Genomic DNA, 20,258 nt, shown 5'->3' on the forward strand with positions numbered 1-20,258 from the left:
TCGGTGGCGAGGCGCAATGTGCGGCGCAGGCACCGCCGCGGTCAACCGGCGCGGGAGAGGAGAGCCTGCATCCGCCCGTGCTGCGATTGCATGGCGCGCGGCGTTCGACGGAGGCGGAAAGGTCGGGGGAAGACCGCCAACAAAAGGGGCGGCCATGCCGCCCCGAGACCGGCCGCGCGCGGTTGCGCGCAGACATCTTTCGGCCGATCTCGTGCAATCCGGCCGCGCCCCCGTGACGCGGCGGATTGAACGTCGGCCGTGAAGGCCGGACCGTCGACCGGCCTCAGCTCTCGTTCGCCGCGATCGATTCCATCAGCGAGACGAGCTGACGCTGCACCGTCTGATCCTTGATCTTGCTGTAGGCGCGCAGCAGGCGGAGGCTGAAGGCCGAATCGAGAAAGAGCAGGCTCTCGACTTCGCGGGCCTTGTTGTCGCCGTCGTAGAAGAAGGTCACGGGCACATCGAGGGCGGAGGCGATCTGCTGAAGCCGGGCCGCGCCGACGCGATTGACGCCCTTCTCGTATTTCTGCACCTGCTGGAAGCTGACGCCGAGCTTCTCGCCGAGCTCGGCCTGCGAGATCTTCATCTCGACGCGCCGCAGACGGATCCGCTTGCCAAGCTCGATGTCCGGCTTGCCCGCGCTGCGCTGCTTCATTCTTTTGGCCGCTGCTTTCATCTCTGTTTTCACCTTTGTTCTTCGGTTGAAAATCCCCCGAAGAGCTGGGTCAGGGGTTCGCCCATATACGAGTCCTTGAATTCATGCGGGTGCACGAACTCTTCCTTAAACCACGGGAAGCGGGCCGGATTGAAAGCCTCGATCAGCCAGTCAATCATGTGCCGCACGCGCGGGATACGGCCGCTACCAGGGTGGTAGGACAGCCAGATATCCAGCGGTCGGTTCAGCTCGACCTCCAGTGGAATTAATTTCCCGCCGAGCGCAATGGCGTAGCTCGGGAAGACGCCGATGCCGGCGCCATTCGCGACCGCCCAATAGTTGGCGCTCGAGACGTTGGTCTTCATGACCAGAAGGTCACGTTCGGACACGCCCGGGAAGAAGCTTTCGAAGGATTCCTTGGCGGCGAGCTGGTCGGCGAATTGCAGCACCAGACGATGCTTGATCAATTCCGCCGCCGAGCGCGGCGCGCCATGCTTTGCGATGTATTTCTCCGAGGCCCAGAACATCAGATGCATGCGGCCGAGCCGCACCAGCTTGATGTCCAGCGCCGAGGGACGGGACAGATGAATGGCGACGTCGGCCTCGTGGCGCGAGACGTCGGCCGAGCGCATCGCGCAATGCAGGTCCACCAGGATCTTCGGATAGGCCTGCTGGAATTCGACCAGGCGGGGGGCAAGCCAGAATGTGCCGAGCCCCTCGGTGACGGCGACGCGGACCTCGCCCGACAGCGCGTTGGCCATCGAATCGCTGGCGCGCAGCACGTCGAAGGTGGCTGCCTCCATGCGCTCGACGGCGGAGACCACCAGGGCGCCCTCATCGGTCAGATGGGTGCCGTGGACGTCGCGCGTGAATAACGTGGTGCCGGTCTGGCGTTCGAAATCGTCGATGCGGCGCCGCACGGCGTTGATCGACAGAGACAGGCGCTCGGCCGCCGAGCGAAAGCTTCCGCATCGGACGACTTCCAAGAATATGCGGGCGGCGTCCCAGTCGGAGAGGCCGCTGATATTTGTCTTTGGGCGTTCCTCCAGAGGAACGCCCCTTTCCGCCAAGGAGTGCATACAATTCCCTTTGGAACGCTAAACTGGCAGAATCTGGCGCAAACCACAACCACGACGGGTTGGGGAACGACGAGTTTTGAACGTCATCCTTACTACCTTAGGGCGGTATTTGGATGCTCCCATGGGCTGGGAATTCGGGCGAGGCTAATCGGCTCGAGTGAGGGGTATGACGTGAGTTCCGTTGCGAGCCGCGAGATGGCTGCGGGAGTGCCGGCGCTGACTGCAATGAACGGTCTTGCGCAGGAGTCGGTGCTCTTCGCCGTTGCTGGATCAATCGCACCGCGTCAGGCGTTCGCTCCCGGAGCATTGCTGCGGTCGCCAAAGGCGCCGCATGGCGATGCGAGCGGGAACCCGGTTCCACAGCAGAAACACACCGAAATCAGGTTCGAAGGCGCAGTCGCCTCGTGCTATCTATCGTCTTCCATGGGGGCCGAAGGGGGCGTGACAGATACGTCTCGCAGGCCGAATTAACGGAAAGAACGCCGGTGTCGCATTCAGACGAACAGTTGCAGTCGGTGCTGGAAACGCTCGAGGAGTGCCGCAGGGTTCTCAATGCCTGCAACAGCCGCGAGTCGGCCGAGATGCTGTCCATCGTCATCCTCGACGTCAGGATGAAACTGAAAGGAATCGACAGTGCCGATCTCAAGGCGCTGTGCGACGAAATGCTGCGGAGCGCTGCCAGCGAGCCGCCGCCCCCTTCCAAGCAGACGCAGGACCAGCCCCGGCGTCCGCTGCTCCGCGTGGTGAAGTAGCCGCGCCGCCCAATCTCGCTTTCCGGCGAGGTTTGTGCGCGTCCCGATGCCGCATCTGTGATCACGGAGGGCATCGGGCGGAGCCCTGGCTTTGTGCGCCTCTGTTGCGCATTCTCCGGCATGGGCTACACCAGAGCCGGTTCGGCTCCGGGCCGGGCGCGTTCCCTGCGCGCCCTGACGGGGCCTGAGATGGCTCCGATTGCATCATGCAAAATGTTTCGATTCCGGCCGCACTGATTGCCGGCCTCGTCAGCTTCCTCTCGCCTTGCGTCCTGCCTCTGGTTCCGCCCTATCTGGTTTACCTCACGGGCGCCACGATCGAGCATGTCGAGAGCGACGAGCCGGTCGCGGCCTCCAAGCGCGCGATCATGATGTCGGCGCTCCTGTTCGTGCTCGGCTTCTCCACCATCTTCGTGGCGCTCGGCGCCAGCGCTTCGCTGATCGGCGGGCTGATCCGTGCCTGGTCGGCGGAGCTGTCGATCCTCGCCGGCATCGTCATCATCATCATGGGCCTGCACTTCCTCGGCCTGACGCGCATCGGCTTTCTGATGCGGGAAGGACGCCTGCCGATCCCCAAACCGGTCGGCCTGTGGGGCGCCTATATCATGGGCCTCGCATTCGCGTTCGGCTGGACACCCTGCATCGGCCCGATCCTCGCCGCGATCCTCTCGGTCGCCGCGGCGGAAGCCACGGTGACGAGGGGCGCCGGCCTGCTCGCGGTCTATTCCGCGGGCCTCGGCATCCCATTCCTGATCGCCGCGCTGATGATCGAACAGTTCTCCGCGCTGTTCGCGCGCATGAAGGGCCACCTCGTCAACGTCGAGCGCGCCATGGGCGTCCTGATGGTGCTCACCGGCATCGGCTTTCTCACCGGCGCGGTCTCGAATGTGAGCATCTGGCTGCTGGAGACGTTTCCGGTGCTGCAGACGATCGGTTAGGGCGCGCGGGGACCGGGTTTTCACGGACGAAAAAGTAGAGGAACCGTTGAAATCGGTCAGGCATGCTGCCACGGAACGACGATTCCAAACCTTTCCGGTCCCGAGGCGTTTCATCGGGGGACAACTCGCATGGTGGAGATCACGTGACCAAGACACTGCGCTTAGAACCCCTGTCGGACAACGCGGCGTTGGTTGCCTGGCAATTTTTGGGGCAGCCGTTGCAGGAGTGGCCGAGCTGGGTTCAGTCGAATTGCTCACTGCAGAAGGATGCCGACGGAAAATTCGAGCTTCGGCACGAGCGGCGCAGCGGCACCCAGATCGTCTATCTCGGCGAGTGGCTGGTGAGAGATCTCGATGGCGGCGTGGACTTCTACACGGACGCTGAGATCTGGTCGCGGTTCGCTGCCAAGCGCTGACGCGCTGAGAGATTCAGCCGACGCGTCGATCGCGCCTTAGTCTTTCCTGCTCGAGCTTCGGACGATCAAAAGCCTGTGTGGCTGGTGGGGCAAAAAGCCTCGCGGTAGGAGCCGCCCAGAGAATGCAATCTGTAGTAATATTTCATGGTACTACACCCTGAGGGGCAATTCTTCTGAACGTATACTGAAACGAGAATTTTGGAAGCGACATCTTCGGCGCCCCTCTCCCCTAAAGCATTTGAGCAGGAGCAAGCGATGGGAACCGACGTGAATGTTCATCCCGGTCACGGCAAGGCCGGACGTCAACCGACGCGACAATTTCTGGATACGCTTTCCGGACACGACGATCCGGGCATGTTTGGCCGGATGTTTCCGACCCTGGAGCCGCTGGCTGTCGACGACGGTCCGCTGCGCGAGCTCGCCGACGCGATGAAGGATCCCGCCCCCGGCGACGCCGCGGGAAACAACCTCAATGTCCCCGCGGGTTTCACCTATCTCGGCCAATTCGTCGATCACGACATTACGCTCGATCTGACCTCCTTCGGCGAGAAGGAAGCCGATCCGACGGCGGTCACGAATTTCCGCACGCCCGCACTCGATCTCGACAGCGTCTATGGTCTCGGCCCCGACGGCAGCCGTCATCTCTACGCGCGCAATTCGGCCAGCGACAGCGGCAAGACACCGGGCCCCAAGCTGCTGATCGGCAAGACCGTCAACGTCGATGACATCACCGGCGATCATCGCAACGACCTGCCGCGCAATCCCGAGGGGTTTGCCCTGATCGGCGATCACCGCAACGACGAGAACCTGGTCGTCGCGCAAACCCACCTTGCGATGCTGAAGTTTCACAACAAGGTCTGCGATCAGCTCGCGGCGTCCGGCAAGCCGGCGGGCGAGATCTTCGAGGAAGCGCGCCGGATCGTGACCTGGCACTACCAATGGATGGTCCTGCACGATTTCGTGGAGCGGATCACCGAGAAAGGGATCGTCGCGAAGATCCTCGAGCAGGGGCGGCGCTTCTACCGCTTCAAGAAGATCCCCTACATGCCCGTCGAGTTTTCGGGCGCCGTCTATCGTCTCGGCCACAGCATGGTGCGCCAGGTCTATAGCCACAACCGGATCTTCACGCCCGGTGGCCTCGCGCCGGCGACCCTGGACCTGCTGTTCAGGTTCACCGGGCTGTCGGGCGGCATCATCGGCGATCTGGCACCAAACCCGATTCAGCCGCCGCTCCCGCTTCCGGTGCTTTCGAGCAACTGGATCATCGACTGGCGGCGCTACTATAAGCTGTTGCCGAACAATCCTGCGGGCGTGGGCTTCAATCCCTCCCGCAAGATCGACCCGTTCATCGTGCCGCAACTCCATACCCTGCCTGGTGACGGCGGCAGCCTGCCGTTCCGCAACCTCAAGCGCGGCGTGTTGCTCGGATTGCCGTCCGGGCAGGACGTCGCCAAGGCCATGAAGATCAAGAATCCGCTGACGCCGGAGGAAATCTCGAAGGGGAGCGACGGCGCCGTGGCGAAGAAGCATGGCCTGCACCAAAACACCCCGCTCTGGTACTACATCCTCAAGGAGGCGGAGCAGCGGGGCAGCGGCGAAAGGCTCGGCCCGGTCGGCGCGACCCTGCTTGCCGAAGTCTTCGTCGGCCTCGTCCATGGCGACCACCAGTCGTATCTCTGGCTCAAGGGCAAGACCTGGAAGCCGACGCTGCCGTCGCAAGTGCCGGGCGAATTCACGATGGCCGACCTGCTGCGTTTCGTCGGGGATGTCAGCCCGATCGACGGCATCTCGACGGTCTAGACCAGACGCCTGCCAGCGTTGCAGACGATGGGCCGGACCGGCGTGCATGGCGCGCCGGTCTGGACGTTTGCAACAATGCTCAGGGCTTGAACACGTAGCCCGGCGTGATCGCCGCCGTCTCCGGGATGGGCGGCAGGTCGGCGAACAGCTCAGGACGGTCTTTCATGACCTTGAGAATGTGCTTCGGCTCAATATGCGCGTTGACATCGAAGGTCGATTTGAGGATGCCGAGCCGGGTGAGCCGGTCCTGGGCGCTCCACAGCGCGCGGTAGTTGTTCGCCGACAGCCGGCGGTCCGCCTGCTGGATGTTGAACTGCATCGCGGCCTCCGCGACCTCCTGCTTCAGGCCTGGAATCCAGCGCGTCGCGACTTGTGCCGCCAGCTTCGGGTTCTTGCGCATCCATTGGTCGGCCTCGGAGACGGCGGCGAGGAATTTCTCGATGGTCTCGCCGTTGGCCTGCACCCATGGGCGCAGCGCGACGTTGAAGCCGATATAAGAGATCACGTCGCCGCCCCGAATGATCTCGACGGCGCCCGGCACGTCCTTGCCCGCGACGATCGGCCAGGGGTCCCAGCCCGAGAACGCGTCGATGCCCTTGGCGAGCAGGGCGACGGTCATGTCCGGGGGCGGGGTGTTGACCAATGTTACGTCGTCGGGTTTCAGTCCGGCCTTCTCCAGCGTCGCCAGGATATAGAGATGGTTGATCGTGCCGAACGACGCCGCGATCTTCTTGCCCTTCAACGTCGACAGGTCGCCCTTGACGATGCCCGAGCCTTCGCGCGCGATGATCGCCATCGTGGCATCGGAGCCGGCCTTGGTGGCGTTGCCGCTGTAATTGCCCAGCGCGACGAGGTCCATGCCGCGCAGCACCGCGCCGATCATGGGTACGCCGACCTGCACGATCTCGCTCTCGCCGGCCTGCAACGCGTTCAGCGCGTCGACTCCGGTGGCGTAGGGGCGTGCGATCGTGACGTCGAGCCCGTACTTCTCGAAGAAGCCGCGCTCGAGCGCGATGGGCAGGCCGATCTGGTCGATGCCGGTGACCATGCCGGCCTTGAGTTTCGTCAGGGTTTGGGCGCTTGCCGGCACCATGCCGGCCAGAAGCGCCAATCCAAGCAGCAAGAGTCGTTTCATAGTCTCAGCCTCCCTCTTTTATCGGCCCCACCGCCGTCACCCAATAGGGCCGGGCCACGGCATTGAGGTCCGTTCTTTTGACACCGCGCAGCTCGATCGAATGCTCGTCCGTGCCCGAGACGCGTCCGTATTGCTGGAAGGCGAGCACGTGGAAACGCTCCGGCGTGAACGGCAGCTCGATCTGCACGTTCACCTTTTCCGACGTGCCCGTGAGCTGCGGCGAGATCTTTCCGGGCGCCGCGATGGTCAGCCAGAGCTGAAACAGCGCCCATGCCGCAATTGCGCCGAGCGCGATGCGCAGCTTGGGTGATCGCAAGGCTTCGGAGGCGATGCTCATGCTGCGCGCACCATCTGCAGCACGCGCGCCGAGAGCTGCTTGAACTCATCATCCCTGACGAGATCGTCCCAGATGCGAGGACGCGGCAGGTCGACCGCGATCTCGTCGAGCACGCGTCCCTTCGAGAGCACGACCACGCGATTGGCGAGAAACACCGCTTCCGACACGTCATGGGTGATGAAGATCACCGTCGGCTTGCGCTCCTGCCAGATGCGCGTCAGCTCCTCCTGGAGCGTCATGCGCGTCTGCGCGTCGACGCTGGCAAACGGCTCGTCCATCAAGAGGACGTCAGGGTTGTTGGCGAGTGCGCGCACCACGCCGACGCGCTGCTGCATGCCCCCGGAAAGCTCGTTGGGATAGCGGTGCGCCGCATGCGAGAGCCCGGCAAGCGCGAGATATTCATGCGCGATGCGGTCGCGCTCGGCCTTCGGAACGCCGCGCATCTTCGGCCCGAAGCCGACATTGTCGAGCACGGTCTTCCAGGGAAACAGCGCGAACGACTGGAACACGACGCCCCGCTCGGGGCCGGGCCCGTGCACCGGCTTGCCGTCGAGCAGGATGTCCCCCTTCGAATAGGGAATGAAGCCGGCGATCATGTTCAGGATCGTCGTCTTGCCGCAGCCGGAGGGGCCGACCACCGAGATGAACTCGCCGGGCTCGACGTCGAGTGAGACGTCGTGGACGGCGGTGACATGCGCGCCTGCATAAGGGTCGAAATAGGTCTTGCCGAGATTGCGCAGCGAGAGCGTCTTCATGATGTCACTAATCCCCAACGCTGGCCGGTCGCACGCTCGAGCGGGGCGAGAATCCAGGCGTCCACGATGTACCAGAGCAGTCCGAGAATGATCATGCCGAGGATGATCTCGACGGTCGACCCGGCGCGGCGCGCATCGAACATCATGAAGCCGATGCCCGACGTGCCGACGATCATCTCGACCGCGATCAGCGCGCGCCAGCCGTAGCCGAGTCCGTTGCGCAGGCCGGTGATGATGTTGGGCAGGGCGCCCGGCAGCGTCACCTCCCACAGCACGCGCGCCCGCGAAGCCCCGAGGCTCAAGGCGGCGCGTGACAGATCGCGCGGTACCGATTCGACGCCGAGCACGGTGTTGAGCACGACGGGGAACAGCACGGTGTAGACGATGACGAAGGTCATCGTCGTCAGACCGAAGCCGAACCAGATCAGAAGGATCGGCAGCCAGGCGATGTCGCCGATGGCCTGGAAGAACAGCAGCACCGGCCAGCAGATGCGATGCGCCCAGCGGCTGGTGCCGATCAGGATGCCCAAGGGTATGCCGAGCGCCATGCCGACCGCGGCGCCGGTCGCGAGCCGGATCAGGCTGTCCTGGAGATAGTCGGGCAGGATGCCCTTGTAGGTCAGCGTGAAGAATGCGCGGATGACGTCGGCCGGGCCGGGGAAGAACGCGCGTGGAAACAGCCCGGCCTCGCTGACCGCGGTCCACAGCGCCAGCACCGGGATGAAGGGAATGATCGCGGCGATGCCCGGCCAGCGCCGGGTCAGGCGGGCATAGCCGGCCCAGATTTGCAGCAGGACGTTCATGCGCGCCTCACCATGCCCCAGCGCTCGATGGTCGCGCGTTCCAGCGGGACCAGCAGCAAACGGTCGATCAGAAGCCAGAGCACGCCGATCACGATCATGCCGAACACGATCACCTCGGTGCGGTAGAAATCGCGCGCGACGAACAGCATGTAGCCGAGCCCGACATTGGTCGCGATCATCTCCGCGGCGATCAGGCCGCGCCAGGCAAAGCCCAGGCCGGTGCGAATGCCGGTGACGATATTGGGCAGCGCGCCCGGCAGCAGTACTTCGGTCAGCAGCGCCCAGCGGCCGGCGCCGAGCGAGGCGGCAGCGTTGCGCAGCGTGTGCGGGATGGTCCTGACGCCGAGAAGCGTGTTGTAGGCGACGACGAAGAATACGGCGTTGAAGATCACGAAGACGATCGCGCCGAAACCGTAACCGAACCACAGCGTCGCGATCGGGATCCAGGCAATGCCGGCGAGCACCGAGAAGAACCGGAACAGCGGCGTGAGAAAGGCCGCGACCGTCGGGCTGACGCCCATGGCGATACCGAGCGGCACCGCGGTGGCGATGCCGATCAGTGTGCCCAGGCCGACGCGCAAAAGACTGGCGCCGACATGCGCGAACAAAGTGCCGTCCCGGATCGAGTCAAGCGCGGCGGTGCCGACCGCGCCGACCGAGGGAAACACGCGGGGATTGACGTTGAACAGCGGGACCACGGCGGCCCAGACCGCGACCAGCGCAAGCAGCGGCGCGACGAACATTGCAGCGCCGGCCAGAGAGTTGACGCTGCGCATCAGCCGCGACGATCGGCCTTTCAGACTGCCCGTCAGCTGCATTCGACCTCCCTGACGCTCAGCTATGCCTGTACCGGCATTTCCCACTGATCATTGCTGGTATCGTAGCCGCGTCTCGCGCAATCGCATATCTGTATCGGTTGCGACCCTCCTCGCGATCCGCGCGGAGCGGGGATCCGGGCCGAGCCCCCTCATGTCACGGTGCATGGCGCTTTCTCTTGCGGTTGAGGCTCGGCTTCCTGACGGCGCGCAGGGTCGATCCATCCGCCTTGCGAGCCGCCGCGGCGATAATGGTCTTTCGGTTCGACAGCTTCGATCGGGTGTAGCCCAGCAGCCGTTCCATCGCGGCGCGCGCCTTCTCCGGGTTGCCGCTCTCGATGGCCCGCGCCGCTATGACGTGGTTCGGCAGATTGTCCTTGAACCAGCCGCCGGGGCCGCCGACGGCAACGGTGAAGACGGTGCCCAGAATGGTATCGATCGCCCCGCGAAAGCCCTGGAGGACCGGATTGTGGGTCGCGTCCAGGATGGCGAGATGGAAAGCCTTGTCGGCAGCGAGGGCGCTGGCCTGGTCCTTTGCAGTCTGCATCGCCGCCAGGGCCGTGTCGATCCGCCAGCGGTCGTTCTTTGTTGCACGCTCGGCCGCAAGCGCTGCGGCAGCGGGCTCGATGATCGAGCGCACCTCCTGGATTGCCAGCAGAAGGTCCCGATCCGGCTCGTCCTGACCGACCAGCCAGCTTAGCACGTCGCGGTCGAGCAGGCTCCATTCGTGGCGCGGCAGCACGTGCGTGCCGTGGCGCGGCCGCACGCTGACCAGACCTTTAGCGGCGAGCGTCTTGATGGCTTCGCGCACCACGCCGCGCCCGACTCCGAAGCGGGCTTCGAGCTCAGGTTCCGGCGGCAGGGCTGTCCCGACCGGAATGAGATCCTGCGCGATCTCCCGGCCGAGCGTCGTCAGCACGGCGCGAATGCGGCCGGGCTTGATCGGCTTGTCGACGGGGCTCGGGCGCGCTCTTGCCACTCGTACGTTTCTCCCGTCCGGCCTGTCGCGGCTGGTTCGTTTGTATTTGGCTGCCACGCCCCGGCAGCTGCAATCATCGGATGTTTAACATCGGATGAATGGATGAGGGCAAGCGCAATTGTCGCAGCACACCCCGTGTTGCGTTGCGATATGCGCGTGGACCGCGGATCAAAGCGTCTCCTCCAGCGTGCAGGTCACAGTGCAGACGACGCCGCGCGGCAGGGGCAAGCCCCCGTGATCCGCTGCACCTCGGCAGCGAGCACCATGCGCATGCTACGCACCGCTCCAGCAAACGGCGCGCAGCCTCGCTGCGATCCTGATGGTAGTTGTAGCAGGCAAGGCCCACCGCGAAAACGATCAGCGGTAGCGTCGTTCCGGCGACAAGGAGGCGAGCCGAACGGGCAAGGTAAGCTTTGGCGAACGCAGGCGTCCCGGTTCCAGCGCGGCAGCACCGGACAATGATTTTGAAGAGACCATAGGCGCAGGAATTGTGCTGCGCCACGAATTTTCGCTGTCCGTCCAGCGCGCTCCTGATCGCCGGAGACCTCGCGCCTCCGCCGCATACCGAAGCGGCGAGTTGCAGTGCAGCAGGCGCTTACGTGCAGTCCTGCGACGAAGGGGTAGCTCCAGCCCACGCGAAATGACTTCCGTCCCGCCGAGGTTTTTCATACGCTTGCCTCTCGCAAGCCGCATAACGGCTGCGCTCACGGCCCGGCGACAGGGCCGGAGGTCAAAGGGAGGGGAGACGATGAAGCGAAGGTCATTTCTCGCTGGGATCGGTGCAACCACTGCGGCAGCTGCCATCGGCATGCCGTCGATCCTGAGGGCGCAAGCCCCGATCACACTGAACGGTGCCGTGCAGTTCAATGACGACCATGCCTTCAATCGGGCCCTGCTGCGGTTCGAGGAGCTGGTGAAGAAATATTACGGCAAGCCCGTCAACTTCACCCTGCACAGGAACTCCTCGCTCGGCCTCGAGAAGCAGTATTTCGAGTACATGTCGCAAGGCAAGGCAGTCGATTACGGCATCGTCTCGCCGGCTCACATGTCGACCTTCGCCAAGGCCGCCCCGTTCATCGATGCGCCCTTCGTGTTCAAGGGCATCGAGCACATGAACAAGGTGGTCGAAGCCAATATCCTGGCGCCAGTCGCCGACGAGGTCGCGGCCAAGGCGGACGTGGTTCTGATCGGTTATGCCGGCGGCGGCATCCGCAACATCTTCGCCAACAAGCCGCTCAAGAACCTCGCCGACCTCAAGGGCCTCAAGGTGCGCGTGCAGGGCGCGCCGATCTGGTCGAAGACCTTTGCGGCCGTTGGCATGAGCCCCACGGTGATCGCCTATAACGAAGTCTACAACGCGATCCAGAACGGGGTGATATCAGCCGGCGAGAACGAAGCGGCCGGCGTCGAGGCGATGAAGTTCTATGAAGTGGCGCCGCATCTCAACCTGACCCAGCACGCCGTGTCGATCCGGCCGATCTGCTTTTCCGTCAAGACGCTGAAGACCCTGCCGAAGGATCTGCAGGACGCGATCATGAAAGCGGGCAAGGAGGCCGGCGATTACGGCCGCCAGCTCGAGTCGAGCGAGGAGGTCGTCAAGCTCGACACGCTGGAGAAGGCCGGCAAGCTCAAGCGCGTTCCGTTCGAGGAGCGGGACGCCATGAAGAAGCTCGCCGACCCCGTGATGGCCACCTACGCCAAGGAGATCGGCGCGGAGGGCATTTTCGAGAAGATCAACGTCGTCTGAGGCCGCCCTGTCCGCCGACAGCATTCCGGGCAGGCCCCGCTTCCTGCCCGGACATGGCGGATGAGCGCCGTACGGAGCTCCAATGTCCGAAATGCACGTCCCGTCCACACCGTCGCTGTGGCGTCGCGTCACCGCGGCCTATGCGAAATTGTTGGAATTCCTGCTTGCCGCCTGCGTCGGCATCCTGGTCATCCCCGTCACATTGCAGATCGTCTCGCGCTACACGCCGTTCATTCCCTCCTACATCTGGACCGAGGAGATGGCGCGATTCCTGTTCATCTGGACGATCATGATCGGCGCCATGGTCGGCATCCGCGAGGCTCAGCATTTCGAGGTCGACGTGTGGCCCGATTTGTCGCGGCGGTCGGAGGCCGCAGTGCGGATCATCGCGCGGATCGGCGTGCTGGCACTGGCCCTCGTGTTCGTGTCGGCCGGCATCGAATTCACACGCTTCGCCTGGAACAGGACGTCGGAGCTGGCCGATCTGCCGCTCTGGCTGATCCACGTTGCCTGGCCGGTGGCCGGCGTGACCTGGATCGTGTTTGCGGGCGAACAGATACTCGATGAACTGCGCGTTCTGGTCGGGGCACAGCAATGAACGGCACTGTACTTTCTGCCGGACAGGCCGCCATGGTGCTGTTCGGGGTCTTCGTCGGCCTGCTGATCGTGCGCGTGCCGGTCGCCTTCGCGCTGGGCCTTGCCTGCGTGCCGATCCTTCTGATCGAGCCGCGCCTGTCGCTGATGACGCTCGCGCAGGAGACTTTCAACGCGTACAACTCGTTCATCCTGCTCGCGGTGCCGTTCTTTCTGTTGACGGCGAACCTGATGAGTATCGGCGGTATCACGGATCGCCTGGTGGCGCTGTCGCGCTCGATGGTCGGGCACTGGCCGGGGTCGCTGGCGCAGATCAACGTCGTGCTGTCGGTGTTCTTTGCCGGCATCTCCGGCTCCTCCACTGCGGATGCGGCGAGCCAATCGAAGATCTTCATCGATGCGCAGACCAAGGAGGGCTACGATCTCTCGTTTTCCATTGCCATCACGGCGGCCTCCGCGGTTCTTGCGGTCGTCATTCCGCCCTCGATCCTGATGATCGTGTGGGGCGGTCTGATCTCGACCTCGATAGCGGCGATGTATCTGGCCGGTATCATGCCCGGGCTGCTGATCGCGGGCGCGCAGATGGCGACGGTGCACGTCTATGCGGTGCGCCGCGGCTACCCGACCTATCCGAAGTCGACCTGGGTCGACATGCGATGCGCCATCTGGCGGTCGATACCCGCGTTAATAACGCCGTTCATCATCGTCGGCGGCATTCTGCTCGGCTGGTTCACCGCGACCGAGTCCGCCTGCGTTGCCGTGCTCTATTCCGTCGTGCTCTCGGCGTTCTTCTACCGCGAGACGGGAATCCGTGAATTGTACAGAGCCTTGCTCGACACTGGGCGCCTCGCCGGCGTGGCGCTGTTCTGCGTCGGCACCGCCAGTGCGTTCGGCTGGCTGCTGGCCTATTACAAGATCCCGCAAGAACTGCTGGCGAACGTTTCGACATGGGGCATGGGTCCCGTCGCGGCCGGCTTCTTCATCGCCTTCTGCTTTCTGGTGGTGGGCTGCTTTCTCGACGCCATCCCCGCGATCATCATCGTCGGCACCGTGCTGGAGCCGCTCGCCAGGTCCGTCGATCTGCATCCGGTCCAGTTCGCGATCATCTCCATCGTCTCGCTGGCCTTCGGATTGGTGACGCCGCCCTACGGCCTCTGTCTGATGATCGCCTGTTCGATCGCGGGCGTGCGGCTGCGCTATGCCCTGAAGGACACGGTCATCATGCTGATCCCGATGCTACTCGTGCTGGCGGCGGTGATCATTTGGCCCAGCGTGTCGCTGTTCCTGCCGCGCCTGATCGTGCCGGAAATGCTCAAGTGAGGGGCGATGGCGTGATCCCGCGGCCGGCGTCGCGGGGTCGTCGCGGTGGACTACAGATTGCTTTCGGTGATCGCGGCGTAGACCATGCTGCGCAGCTCGCGGCGGATCGGATAGGCGCTCGACGGCAGCACTTGCGTCATGAAGATCGCGATCAGGTCCTCGGCCGGATCGATCCAGAACGAGGTCGTGGCGGCGCCGCCCCAATTGTATTCGCCGGGGCTGCCGGCGATCAATGTCTCGGCCGGGCGCATGGTCACGGCGAAGCCGAGACCGAAGCCGATGCCGTTATAGGTCGCTTCCGAGAACAGCGAGCGCGAGACGTCCGGCAGCGCACGGCCGCCCGGAATGTGGTTGGTCGTCATCAGCGCCAGCGTCTTCGGCCCGATCAGCCTGACGCCGCCGAGCTCGCCGCCATTGAGCAGCGCACGGCAGAAGGTCAGATAGTCGGCAACGGTCGAGCACAGCCCGCCGCCGCCGGAGATGAACGAGGGCGGCGACAGGAACGAGCTCGTTGCCGGGTCGTCCTGGAGCGTCAGCCCCTCGCGGCGCTGGCCCGCATGGAAGGTCATGCCGCCGCCGGGATCGGCGGAATAGCAGGCGGCGAAGCGATGCGCCTTCGAAGCCGGGACGTGGAAGTCGGTGTCGGTCATGCCAAGTGGATCGAGGATGCGCTGTTTCAGGAACTGCTCGAACGGCATGCCGGAGATCTTGCCAATGAGATAGCCGATCACGTCGGTCGCAACGGAGTAATTCCAGGACTCGCCCGGCGAAAACTCCAGCGGGATCTTGGCCAGGCCCTCGACCATGGTCTGGAGTGTGCCTGATTTTTCGACCTCGCCGATCTTTTCACTGCGGTAGGCGGCATCGACGTTGGAGCGTTGCTGGAAGCCATAGGTTAGGCCGGAGGTGTGGCGCAAGAGGTCGACGATCAGCATCGGCCGCGACGGCGGCCGGGTCAGGAAGGCCGGGTAGGTGCCGGCGACGAACACGCCGAGGTCCTTCCACTCCGGAATATATTTCGCGACGGGCTCGTCGATGGCGACGAGGCCTTCCTCGACCAGCATCATGAAGGCGACGCTGGTGAGCGGCTTGGTCATGGAATAGATGCGATAGATCGTATCGTCCTTCACCGGCACCTTGCGCTCGACATCGGCAAAGCCCTGCACCGAGCTGTGCGCGACCTTGCCGCGGCGGTAGACCAGGAGATGCGTGCCCGGGAAACGCCCGGCATCGATGTACCGGCGCTTGAGATGCGCATCGACGCGGTCGAGCGCGGCCTTGGACATGCCGACGGATTCGGGCGAAGCGGGGGTGGGGGCGAGCATCAGTTCCTCCGGGGCGTTTTGTCGGAAAGTTGATACCGAAATGACGGCCGCATTCCAAGCCGGTTGCGCTTAACGAGGCCGGCCCGGCTGGTGTAGACTCGGGCTCGGAACGCAAGGAGCCCGCCGGGGCCAACGAGAAGAACGCGAGGGCAAACGCACCATGACTCAGTTCACCGAGACCGAACTCACCGAAGCCGTCGTCAGGAGCTTCGACCACACGCCCGACACGCGCGCGAAATTTCTGCTGCAGGAATTGGTGAGCTCGCTGCACGATTACGTGAGCAAGACCGGTCTCACCTTCGCGGAATGGGAATATGCCATCGATTTCCTGACCCGGACCGGGCAGAAATGCACCGACACCCGCCAGGAATTCATCCTCTTGTCCGACGTGCTCGGCGTCTCCATGCTCGTCGACGCCGTCAATCACAGGGATCGCGACGGTGCCACGGAGACCACGGTGCTCGGCCCGTTCTATGTCGGCGAGCACAAGGTGACTGCGCACGGCACCGACATCTCGCCGAACAACCAGACCGGCGAGCGGATGTTCGTGCAGAGCCGCGTCACCGACCTCGAGGGCAAGCCGCTCGCCGGCGTTCCCGTCGACGTCTGGCACGCCGATGACGACGGCTTCTACGATTCCCAGAAGCCGAACTACGATGAGGTCGGCGCCTCGGCGCGGGCGCGCTTCATCACCGATGACGATGGCCGCTTCTTCTTCCGCACCATCCTGCCGTGCAGCTATCCGATCCCGACCGATGGTCCGGTCGGCGAAATGATCGTGCAGACCGGCCGCCACCCGATGCGCCCGGCGCATGTGCACTTCCTGGTCAATGCCAGAGGCTATGAGCCGCTGATCACGCACGTCTTCATGGACGGTGACAAATATCTCGACTCCGACGTGGTGTTCGGCGTGAAGGACGACCTCGTCGCCAAGGTCGAGCCGCGCAACGACCTTGAGATGCCCGACGGCACCACGGCGAACGGGCGGTGGCATTTGATGACTTACGAATTCCACCTCAAGCCGGGCGGCGGCATGGCGCCGAAGCCGCTCGGGATGAAGGCGACCGAGCCGGCGTGAGGATGCGAAATCTCAGTCATCCCCCGATATAGGCTGCCAACTCGTCGGGCGTTCCCTTTGGAAAGGCGTCTCTCAGATAATCGAGGAAAGCGGAGACGCGCGCACTGAGCAATCGCCGCGAGGGATAGAGCGTCCATAGGGCGATGTCGGCTCCCTCGACGTCGCCCCATCGAACGAGCGTGCCGGCGGCAAGATCGTGGCTGACGAGCGACAGCGGCAGCCTTGCGGCACCGATACCGGCTCTCACGGCATCGCGAACCATCATCAGGGATGACAGTCGAAGCACGGGATCGATCGCGATGTGCGATGGGCCGCTTGGCCGTCTGATGTCCCAAACCGCAGCTTTGTCATCGCCGCGCACGATGGCCGGAACGGCGAGGTTTCCTCTCGGGTGCTTCAGAGCGGGGCTGGCGACGACCAGCATTCGGTCGCGCAAGAAGATGCGGCCGACCAGGCTTTCATCCGGATCGGGATTGACCCGGATCACGAGATCAAAGCCTTCCTCGATCATGTCGACGTAGCGGTCATCGGTCGTAACTTCGAGCCGGACTTGCGGATGTCGAAGGGCGAAGCCGGCCGCGAGACGGCCCATCGCGGTTTGCGAGAAGAGCAGGGGTGCGCTGATCCGCAGCCTGCCCTTTGGCTTGTCTCCGCCCGAGGCGATCGCGGCCGCGGTTTCGTCGAGCTCGGTGAGAAGTGCGCCCGTCCGTTCATAGAGCGCGCGCCCTTCCTGGGTGAGCTTGAGCGTGCGCCCGCCGCGCTCAAACAGACGCAGATCAAGACTGCTCTCCAGTTCGGACACACGTCGAGACAAGGTCGCTTTCGGACGTCCCGCTGCCCGCGCGGCCTTTCCGAACCCTCCGTGACGGGCGACGAGATTGAAATCGGCAAGCGCAAGCAAATCCATCTGTTCCACCAGTGAGACGGTCTGTCCAAATATAGCGTCTATCGGCTCGCGTGTGGATCATTAGTTTCCGGGTGTCTTCCAAAACCCAACCGGAGTGATCCCATGACCATCCTCGTTACCGGCGCCACCGGCACCATCGGCCGCAACGTCGTCGAGCAACTCGTCAAGCGCGGCGCCGATGTGCGCGCACTCGTCCGAAATCCCGAGAAGGCCAACCTTCCGGCAGGTGTTGCCGTCGCCCAGGGCGACTTGCTGGACGTCGATTCCGTGCGCACTGCGTTTTCGGGCGTCTCGACGTTGTTCCTGCTCAACGCCGTGGTGCCGGACGAATTCACTCAGGCGCTGACTGCGCTCAACCTTGCCCGCGAAGCCGGCATCGAGCGGTTCGTCTATCTGTCGGTCATTCACAGCGACCTCTACGTGAATGTGCCGCACTTCGCCGGCAAGTTCGGGGTCGAGCGCATGATCGAGCAGATGGGCTTCAAGGCGACCATCCTGCGGCCCGCCTATTTCATGAACAACGAACTCATGATCAAGGATGCCGTGACCGGATATGGCGTCTACCCGATGCCGATCGGCAGCAAGGGCCTTGCGATGATCGACGCGCGCGACATCGGCGAGATTGCTGCGATCGAACTGATCCGCCGCGAGACATCCGCAGCGCCGCTTCCGCTCGAACGCATCAATCTTGTTGGCCCTGAGACACTCACTGGCGCGAAGGCCGCCGCGATCTGGTCGGAGGTGCTCGGCCGCGCGATCGCCTACGGCGGAGACGACACCGCGGGGTTCGAGAAGAACCTCAGGCAGTTCATGCCGCCCTGGATGGCTTTCGACATGCGGGTGATGGGCGAGCGTTTCCTCACCGAGGGAATGATCCCTGAGCCCGGCGACGTCGAGCGTCTGACCGGCATGCTGGGTCGTCCCTTGCGCTCCTATCGCGACTTCGTCGCCGAGATCGCGGCCCCCGTTTGAGGCTTGCCAGAGCAGAAGCGCAGGCGGGCTGGCTGCGCCGCTCGCTATTAATCATGTGGCGAGCGGCAATCTCGATCAGCGCGCATGCAGCAAGGCCAGCAGCACGACGACGGCGCAGGCGAGCGCCGCCGTTGTCAGCTTCCAGAACATCAGCGGGCTGCGCTCCAGGAGCGGTGTGATGCGCGTGTCGAGATAGGCCGGGTTGGGCGTGCGAAGCTCGAAGATGAATTCCGAGAGATCCTCGTGCCGCTTGTAGGGATCGGGATGGAGCGCGCGCCGGAGCGCGCCGTCGACCCAGGCGGGAACGTTGCGGTCATCGTCGGCGGCGCGATATTTAAGCTTTCGCACATCCGCCTTGCGCCGGATTTTGGCGATTTGGGTGCCGTAGGGCAGCTTTCCCGTCAGCATCTGGTAGCAGATCACGGCCAGAGAAAACATGTCGGAGCGCGGCGAGCCGCCTTGCCCCAGGAAATATTCCGGCGCCGTGTACTGGACGGTGCCCAGGATTTCGTCGGCCTCCCCTGGCGGCGCCGCCTCGGCCACGCCGGCGACCCTGACCGATCCGAAGTCGATGATCTTGGCGGTGCCGGTCTTGTCGATCAGGATGTTGTCGGGCCTGAGGTCTTGATGCAGCATCTCCATGCGATGGAAGGCGCGCAGGCCTGCGGCGATCTGCTCGATGAGGCCGCGCACGGTTTCGAGATCGGGCCGCGGATTGTCGGTCACCCACTGCTTCAAGGTCTGCCCCTCGACGAACTCGGTCGCGACGTAGAGATAGCCGCGTCGCCGCGACTGCGACAGCGGCTTGAGCACATGCGGGCTGTCGATCCGGCGTGCGATCCATTCTTCCATCAAGAAGCGCTTGAGATAGGCGGCGTTGTCGCGTAGGTCGACCGACGGCAGCTTGAGCGCGACCGGCTGCTCGGTCTCGGTGTCGACGGCGAGGTAGATATGGCTGCGGCTGCTGCCGTGGATCTCGCGGACGATCCGGTAGCCGTCGAAGATCGCCCGCGGCTCCGGCAGCGTCGGCAGCGGCAATTCCGAGCTCTGATTGAAGATGCCGGCCGGATCGCGCTGAGGCACCGCATCGATCCGCAGGATCTGCACGGTGATGTTGTCGTCGCTGCCGCGCCGATAGGCTTCCTCCACGATCGCCTTCGCCGCCCCGTCCAGCTCGGCTGCGTGCTCGTCGATTGCACTCGTGACGAAACGCGCATCGACGAACTCGTACGCACCGTCGGTTGCCAGCAGGAAGGTGTCGCCGGCCTCGATTTCGATCGCCTGATAGTCGATCTCGAGCTGCGGATTGATGCCGAGCGCGCGGCCGAGATAGGTCTGCTCGGACGAGACGATGATGCGGTGATCGTCGGTCAGTTGCTCCAGCGCCTTGCCGGCGACGCGATAGACGCGGCAATCGCCGACATGGAAGATGTGCGCGGTGGTTGCCTTGATGACCATGGCGCTGAGCGTGCAGACATAGCCCTTGTCGCGGTCATAGGCATATTGGCTCTTGCGCGTCTGCGCATGCAGCCAGGAATTGGTCGCCTCCAGCACACGGCGGGCGGAGGTCTTCACCGTCCACGACTCCGACGTGCAGTAATAGTCCATCAGGAAGCTCTTGACCGCCGACTCGCTGGCGATCTGGCTTACCGTGCTCGAGGAAATTCCGTCGGCGAGAACGGCCGCGATGCCCTTCAGGCTGAGCAGCGGCTCTTCCGGAATCAGGACGCCGTGAAAGTCCTGGTTGATGGGCTTGCGACCCTTGTCGGAATGCTGGCCGACCGAAATCTGGAGTCCGCGGGGCATCGTCATCACCGGGAGAGGGGAGCCTCACCGTGCTTGGGCGAGGCT

At 64.0% G+C, this 20,258-nt stretch carries 20 protein-coding genes and 1 pseudogene; 9 read left to right on the forward strand and 12 right to left on the reverse strand.

Annotation, left to right across the window (positions count from 1 at the left end; translation table 11 throughout):
* Window positions 1-283: 283 nt before the first annotated feature.
* Window positions 284-655 carry a helix-turn-helix domain-containing protein gene (locus N2605_RS09585; RefSeq protein ID WP_020608151.1) on the reverse strand — a complete coding sequence of 124 codons (372 nt, stop codon included), beginning with the start codon at window positions 653-655 and terminating at the stop codon, window positions 284-286.
* 29 nt (window positions 656-684) lie between these two features.
* Entirely contained in the window at window positions 685-1,734 is a 1,050-nt protein-coding gene (locus tag N2605_RS09590) for a LysR family transcriptional regulator (protein WP_036025896.1), read from the reverse strand.
* A 485-nt stretch (window positions 1,735-2,219) separates the two neighbouring features.
* Here N2605_RS09590 and N2605_RS09595 point away from each other — a divergent pair, with 485 nt between their 5' ends.
* From N2605_RS09595 to N2605_RS09610, 4 genes are all read left to right on the forward strand, one after another.
* Complete coding sequence (locus N2605_RS09595; RefSeq protein WP_025034806.1) at window positions 2,220-2,486, forward strand: hypothetical protein; 267 nt, start codon at window positions 2,220-2,222, stop codon at window positions 2,484-2,486.
* A 206-nt stretch (window positions 2,487-2,692) separates the two neighbouring features.
* Window positions 2,693-3,424, forward strand: a complete 732-nt coding sequence (locus tag N2605_RS09600; protein WP_036004503.1) for a cytochrome c biogenesis CcdA family protein — start codon at window positions 2,693-2,695, stop codon at window positions 3,422-3,424.
* 143 nt (window positions 3,425-3,567) lie between these two features.
* On the forward strand, window positions 3,568-3,840 hold the full coding sequence (locus tag N2605_RS09605; RefSeq protein WP_036025895.1) for a hypothetical protein: 273 nt from the start codon (window positions 3,568-3,570) through the stop codon (window positions 3,838-3,840).
* Window positions 3,841-4,095: 255 nt separating this feature from the next.
* Window positions 4,096-5,640 carry a peroxidase family protein gene (locus N2605_RS09610; RefSeq protein WP_225112664.1) on the forward strand — a complete coding sequence of 515 codons (1,545 nt, stop codon included), beginning with the start codon at window positions 4,096-4,098 and terminating at the stop codon, window positions 5,638-5,640.
* A gap of 79 nt (window positions 5,641-5,719) precedes the next feature.
* Here N2605_RS09610 and N2605_RS09615 read toward each other — a convergent pair whose 3' ends face one another.
* From N2605_RS09615 to N2605_RS09645, 7 genes and pseudogenes are all read right to left on the reverse strand, one after another.
* Window positions 5,720-6,775, reverse strand: a complete 1,056-nt coding sequence (locus N2605_RS09615; protein ID WP_036037747.1) for an ABC transporter substrate-binding protein — start codon at window positions 6,773-6,775, stop codon at window positions 5,720-5,722.
* A 4-nt stretch (window positions 6,776-6,779) separates the two neighbouring features.
* Window positions 6,780-7,112 carry a hypothetical protein gene (locus N2605_RS09620; protein ID WP_036025891.1) on the reverse strand — a complete coding sequence of 111 codons (333 nt, stop codon included), beginning with the start codon at window positions 7,110-7,112 and terminating at the stop codon, window positions 6,780-6,782.
* On the reverse strand, window positions 7,109-7,867 hold the full coding sequence (locus tag N2605_RS09625; protein WP_036025889.1) for an ABC transporter ATP-binding protein: 759 nt from the start codon (window positions 7,865-7,867) through the stop codon (window positions 7,109-7,111). The genes N2605_RS09620 and N2605_RS09625 overlap by 4 nt, the downstream gene beginning before the upstream one ends.
* Window positions 7,864-8,670, reverse strand: coding sequence for an ABC transporter permease (locus N2605_RS09630; RefSeq protein ID WP_036004520.1), 807 nt, complete (start codon window positions 8,668-8,670; stop codon window positions 7,864-7,866). The genes N2605_RS09625 and N2605_RS09630 overlap by 4 nt, the downstream gene beginning before the upstream one ends.
* Window positions 8,667-9,488, reverse strand: a complete 822-nt coding sequence (locus N2605_RS09635) for an ABC transporter permease (protein ID WP_225149946.1) — start codon at window positions 9,486-9,488, stop codon at window positions 8,667-8,669. Before N2605_RS09635 ends, N2605_RS09630 begins: the two co-directional genes overlap by 4 nt.
* A 154-nt stretch (window positions 9,489-9,642) precedes the next feature.
* Window positions 9,643-10,464: a FadR/GntR family transcriptional regulator gene (locus N2605_RS09640; RefSeq protein WP_036025887.1), complete on the reverse strand. Its 822-nt coding sequence runs from the start codon at window positions 10,462-10,464 to the stop codon at window positions 9,643-9,645.
* Window positions 10,465-10,661: 197 nt separating this feature from the next.
* A pseudogene (locus N2605_RS09645) lies at window positions 10,662-10,941 on the reverse strand (hypothetical protein); the annotation flags it as partial.
* A 271-nt stretch (window positions 10,942-11,212) separates the two neighbouring features.
* Between N2605_RS09645 and N2605_RS09650 the strand changes: the two are divergent.
* The 3 genes from N2605_RS09650 to N2605_RS09660 all read left to right on the forward strand — a co-directional run bounded on the left by N2605_RS09650 (window position 11,213) and on the right by N2605_RS09660 (window position 14,125).
* Entirely contained in the window at window positions 11,213-12,211 is a 999-nt protein-coding gene (locus tag N2605_RS09650; RefSeq protein WP_036004529.1) for a TRAP transporter substrate-binding protein, read from the forward strand.
* Between the two features lie 82 nt (window positions 12,212-12,293).
* Window positions 12,294-12,809, forward strand: coding sequence for a TRAP transporter small permease (locus N2605_RS09655; protein ID WP_036025883.1), 516 nt, complete (start codon window positions 12,294-12,296; stop codon window positions 12,807-12,809).
* A complete protein-coding gene (locus N2605_RS09660; RefSeq protein WP_260346457.1) occupies window positions 12,806-14,125 on the forward strand; it encodes a TRAP transporter large permease in 1,320 nt (439 codons plus the stop codon). The genes N2605_RS09655 and N2605_RS09660 overlap by 4 nt, the downstream gene beginning before the upstream one ends.
* 50 nt (window positions 14,126-14,175) lie before the next feature.
* On the opposite strand, the gene N2605_RS09665 is transcribed toward N2605_RS09660, so the two are convergent.
* A complete protein-coding gene (locus N2605_RS09665) occupies window positions 14,176-15,450 on the reverse strand; it encodes a serine hydrolase domain-containing protein (RefSeq protein WP_036004538.1) in 1,275 nt (424 codons plus the stop codon).
* A gap of 160 nt (window positions 15,451-15,610) precedes the next feature.
* Here N2605_RS09665 and N2605_RS09670 point away from each other — a divergent pair, with 160 nt between their 5' ends.
* Entirely contained in the window at window positions 15,611-16,528 is a 918-nt protein-coding gene (locus N2605_RS09670) for a dioxygenase family protein (RefSeq protein ID WP_225155483.1), read from the forward strand.
* A gap of 16 nt (window positions 16,529-16,544) precedes the next feature.
* Here N2605_RS09670 and N2605_RS09675 read toward each other — a convergent pair whose 3' ends face one another.
* Window positions 16,545-17,435 (reverse strand): LysR family transcriptional regulator, encoded by an 891-nt coding sequence (locus tag N2605_RS09675; RefSeq protein WP_225139620.1) that lies wholly within the window; start codon window positions 17,433-17,435, stop codon window positions 16,545-16,547.
* Between the two features lie 102 nt (window positions 17,436-17,537).
* Here N2605_RS09675 and N2605_RS09680 point away from each other — a divergent pair, with 102 nt between their 5' ends.
* Window positions 17,538-18,407: an SDR family oxidoreductase gene (locus N2605_RS09680; protein WP_057026771.1), complete on the forward strand. Its 870-nt coding sequence runs from the start codon at window positions 17,538-17,540 to the stop codon at window positions 18,405-18,407.
* A 75-nt stretch (window positions 18,408-18,482) separates the two neighbouring features.
* Here the strand turns inward: N2605_RS09680 and N2605_RS09685 are convergent, their stop codons facing one another.
* Window positions 18,483-20,219, reverse strand: a complete 1,737-nt coding sequence (locus N2605_RS09685) for a bifunctional protein-serine/threonine kinase/phosphatase (protein WP_260346458.1) — start codon at window positions 20,217-20,219, stop codon at window positions 18,483-18,485.
* Window positions 20,220-20,258 lie beyond the last annotated feature (39 nt).

The sequence above is a fragment of the Bradyrhizobium yuanmingense genome (assembly GCF_025200905.1).
GTDB classification, from domain to species: Bacteria; Pseudomonadota; Alphaproteobacteria; order Rhizobiales; family Xanthobacteraceae; genus Bradyrhizobium; species Bradyrhizobium yuanmingense.

Bases quoted from the DNA above. Each gene is read 5' to 3' on its own strand.
- N2605_RS09585 (WP_020608151.1), bottom strand. From the start codon at position 655: ATGAAGCAGCGCAGCGCGGGCAAGCCGGACATCGAGCTTGGCAAGCGG.
- N2605_RS09590 (WP_036025896.1), bottom strand. From the start codon at position 1,734: ATGCACTCCTTGGCGGAAAGGGGCGTTCCTCTGGAGGAACGCCCAAAG.
- N2605_RS09600 (WP_036004503.1), top strand. From the start codon at position 2,693: ATGCAAAATGTTTCGATTCCGGCCGCACTGATTGCCGGCCTCGTCAGC.
- N2605_RS09610 (WP_225112664.1), top strand. From the start codon at position 4,096: ATGGGAACCGACGTGAATGTTCATCCCGGTCACGGCAAGGCCGGACGT.
- N2605_RS09615 (WP_036037747.1), bottom strand. From the start codon at position 6,775: ATGAAACGACTCTTGCTGCTTGGATTGGCGCTTCTGGCCGGCATGGTG.
- N2605_RS09620 (WP_036025891.1), bottom strand. From the start codon at position 7,112: ATGAGCATCGCCTCCGAAGCCTTGCGATCACCCAAGCTGCGCATCGCG.
- N2605_RS09625 (WP_036025889.1), bottom strand. From the start codon at position 7,867: ATGAAGACGCTCTCGCTGCGCAATCTCGGCAAGACCTATTTCGACCCT.
- N2605_RS09630 (WP_036004520.1), bottom strand. From the start codon at position 8,670: ATGAACGTCCTGCTGCAAATCTGGGCCGGCTATGCCCGCCTGACCCGG.
- N2605_RS09635 (WP_225149946.1), bottom strand. From the start codon at position 9,488: ATGCAGCTGACGGGCAGTCTGAAAGGCCGATCGTCGCGGCTGATGCGC.
- N2605_RS09650 (WP_036004529.1), top strand. From the start codon at position 11,213: ATGAAGCGAAGGTCATTTCTCGCTGGGATCGGTGCAACCACTGCGGCA.
- N2605_RS09655 (WP_036025883.1), top strand. From the start codon at position 12,294: ATGTCCGAAATGCACGTCCCGTCCACACCGTCGCTGTGGCGTCGCGTC.
- N2605_RS09660 (WP_260346457.1), top strand. From the start codon at position 12,806: ATGAACGGCACTGTACTTTCTGCCGGACAGGCCGCCATGGTGCTGTTC.
- N2605_RS09665 (WP_036004538.1), bottom strand. From the start codon at position 15,450: ATGCTCGCCCCCACCCCCGCTTCGCCCGAATCCGTCGGCATGTCCAAG.
- N2605_RS09670 (WP_225155483.1), top strand. From the start codon at position 15,611: ATGACTCAGTTCACCGAGACCGAACTCACCGAAGCCGTCGTCAGGAGC.
- N2605_RS09675 (WP_225139620.1), bottom strand. From the start codon at position 17,435: ATGGATTTGCTTGCGCTTGCCGATTTCAATCTCGTCGCCCGTCACGGA.
- N2605_RS09680 (WP_057026771.1), top strand. From the start codon at position 17,538: ATGACCATCCTCGTTACCGGCGCCACCGGCACCATCGGCCGCAACGTC.
- N2605_RS09685 (WP_260346458.1), bottom strand. From the start codon at position 20,219: ATGACGATGCCCCGCGGACTCCAGATTTCGGTCGGCCAGCATTCCGAC.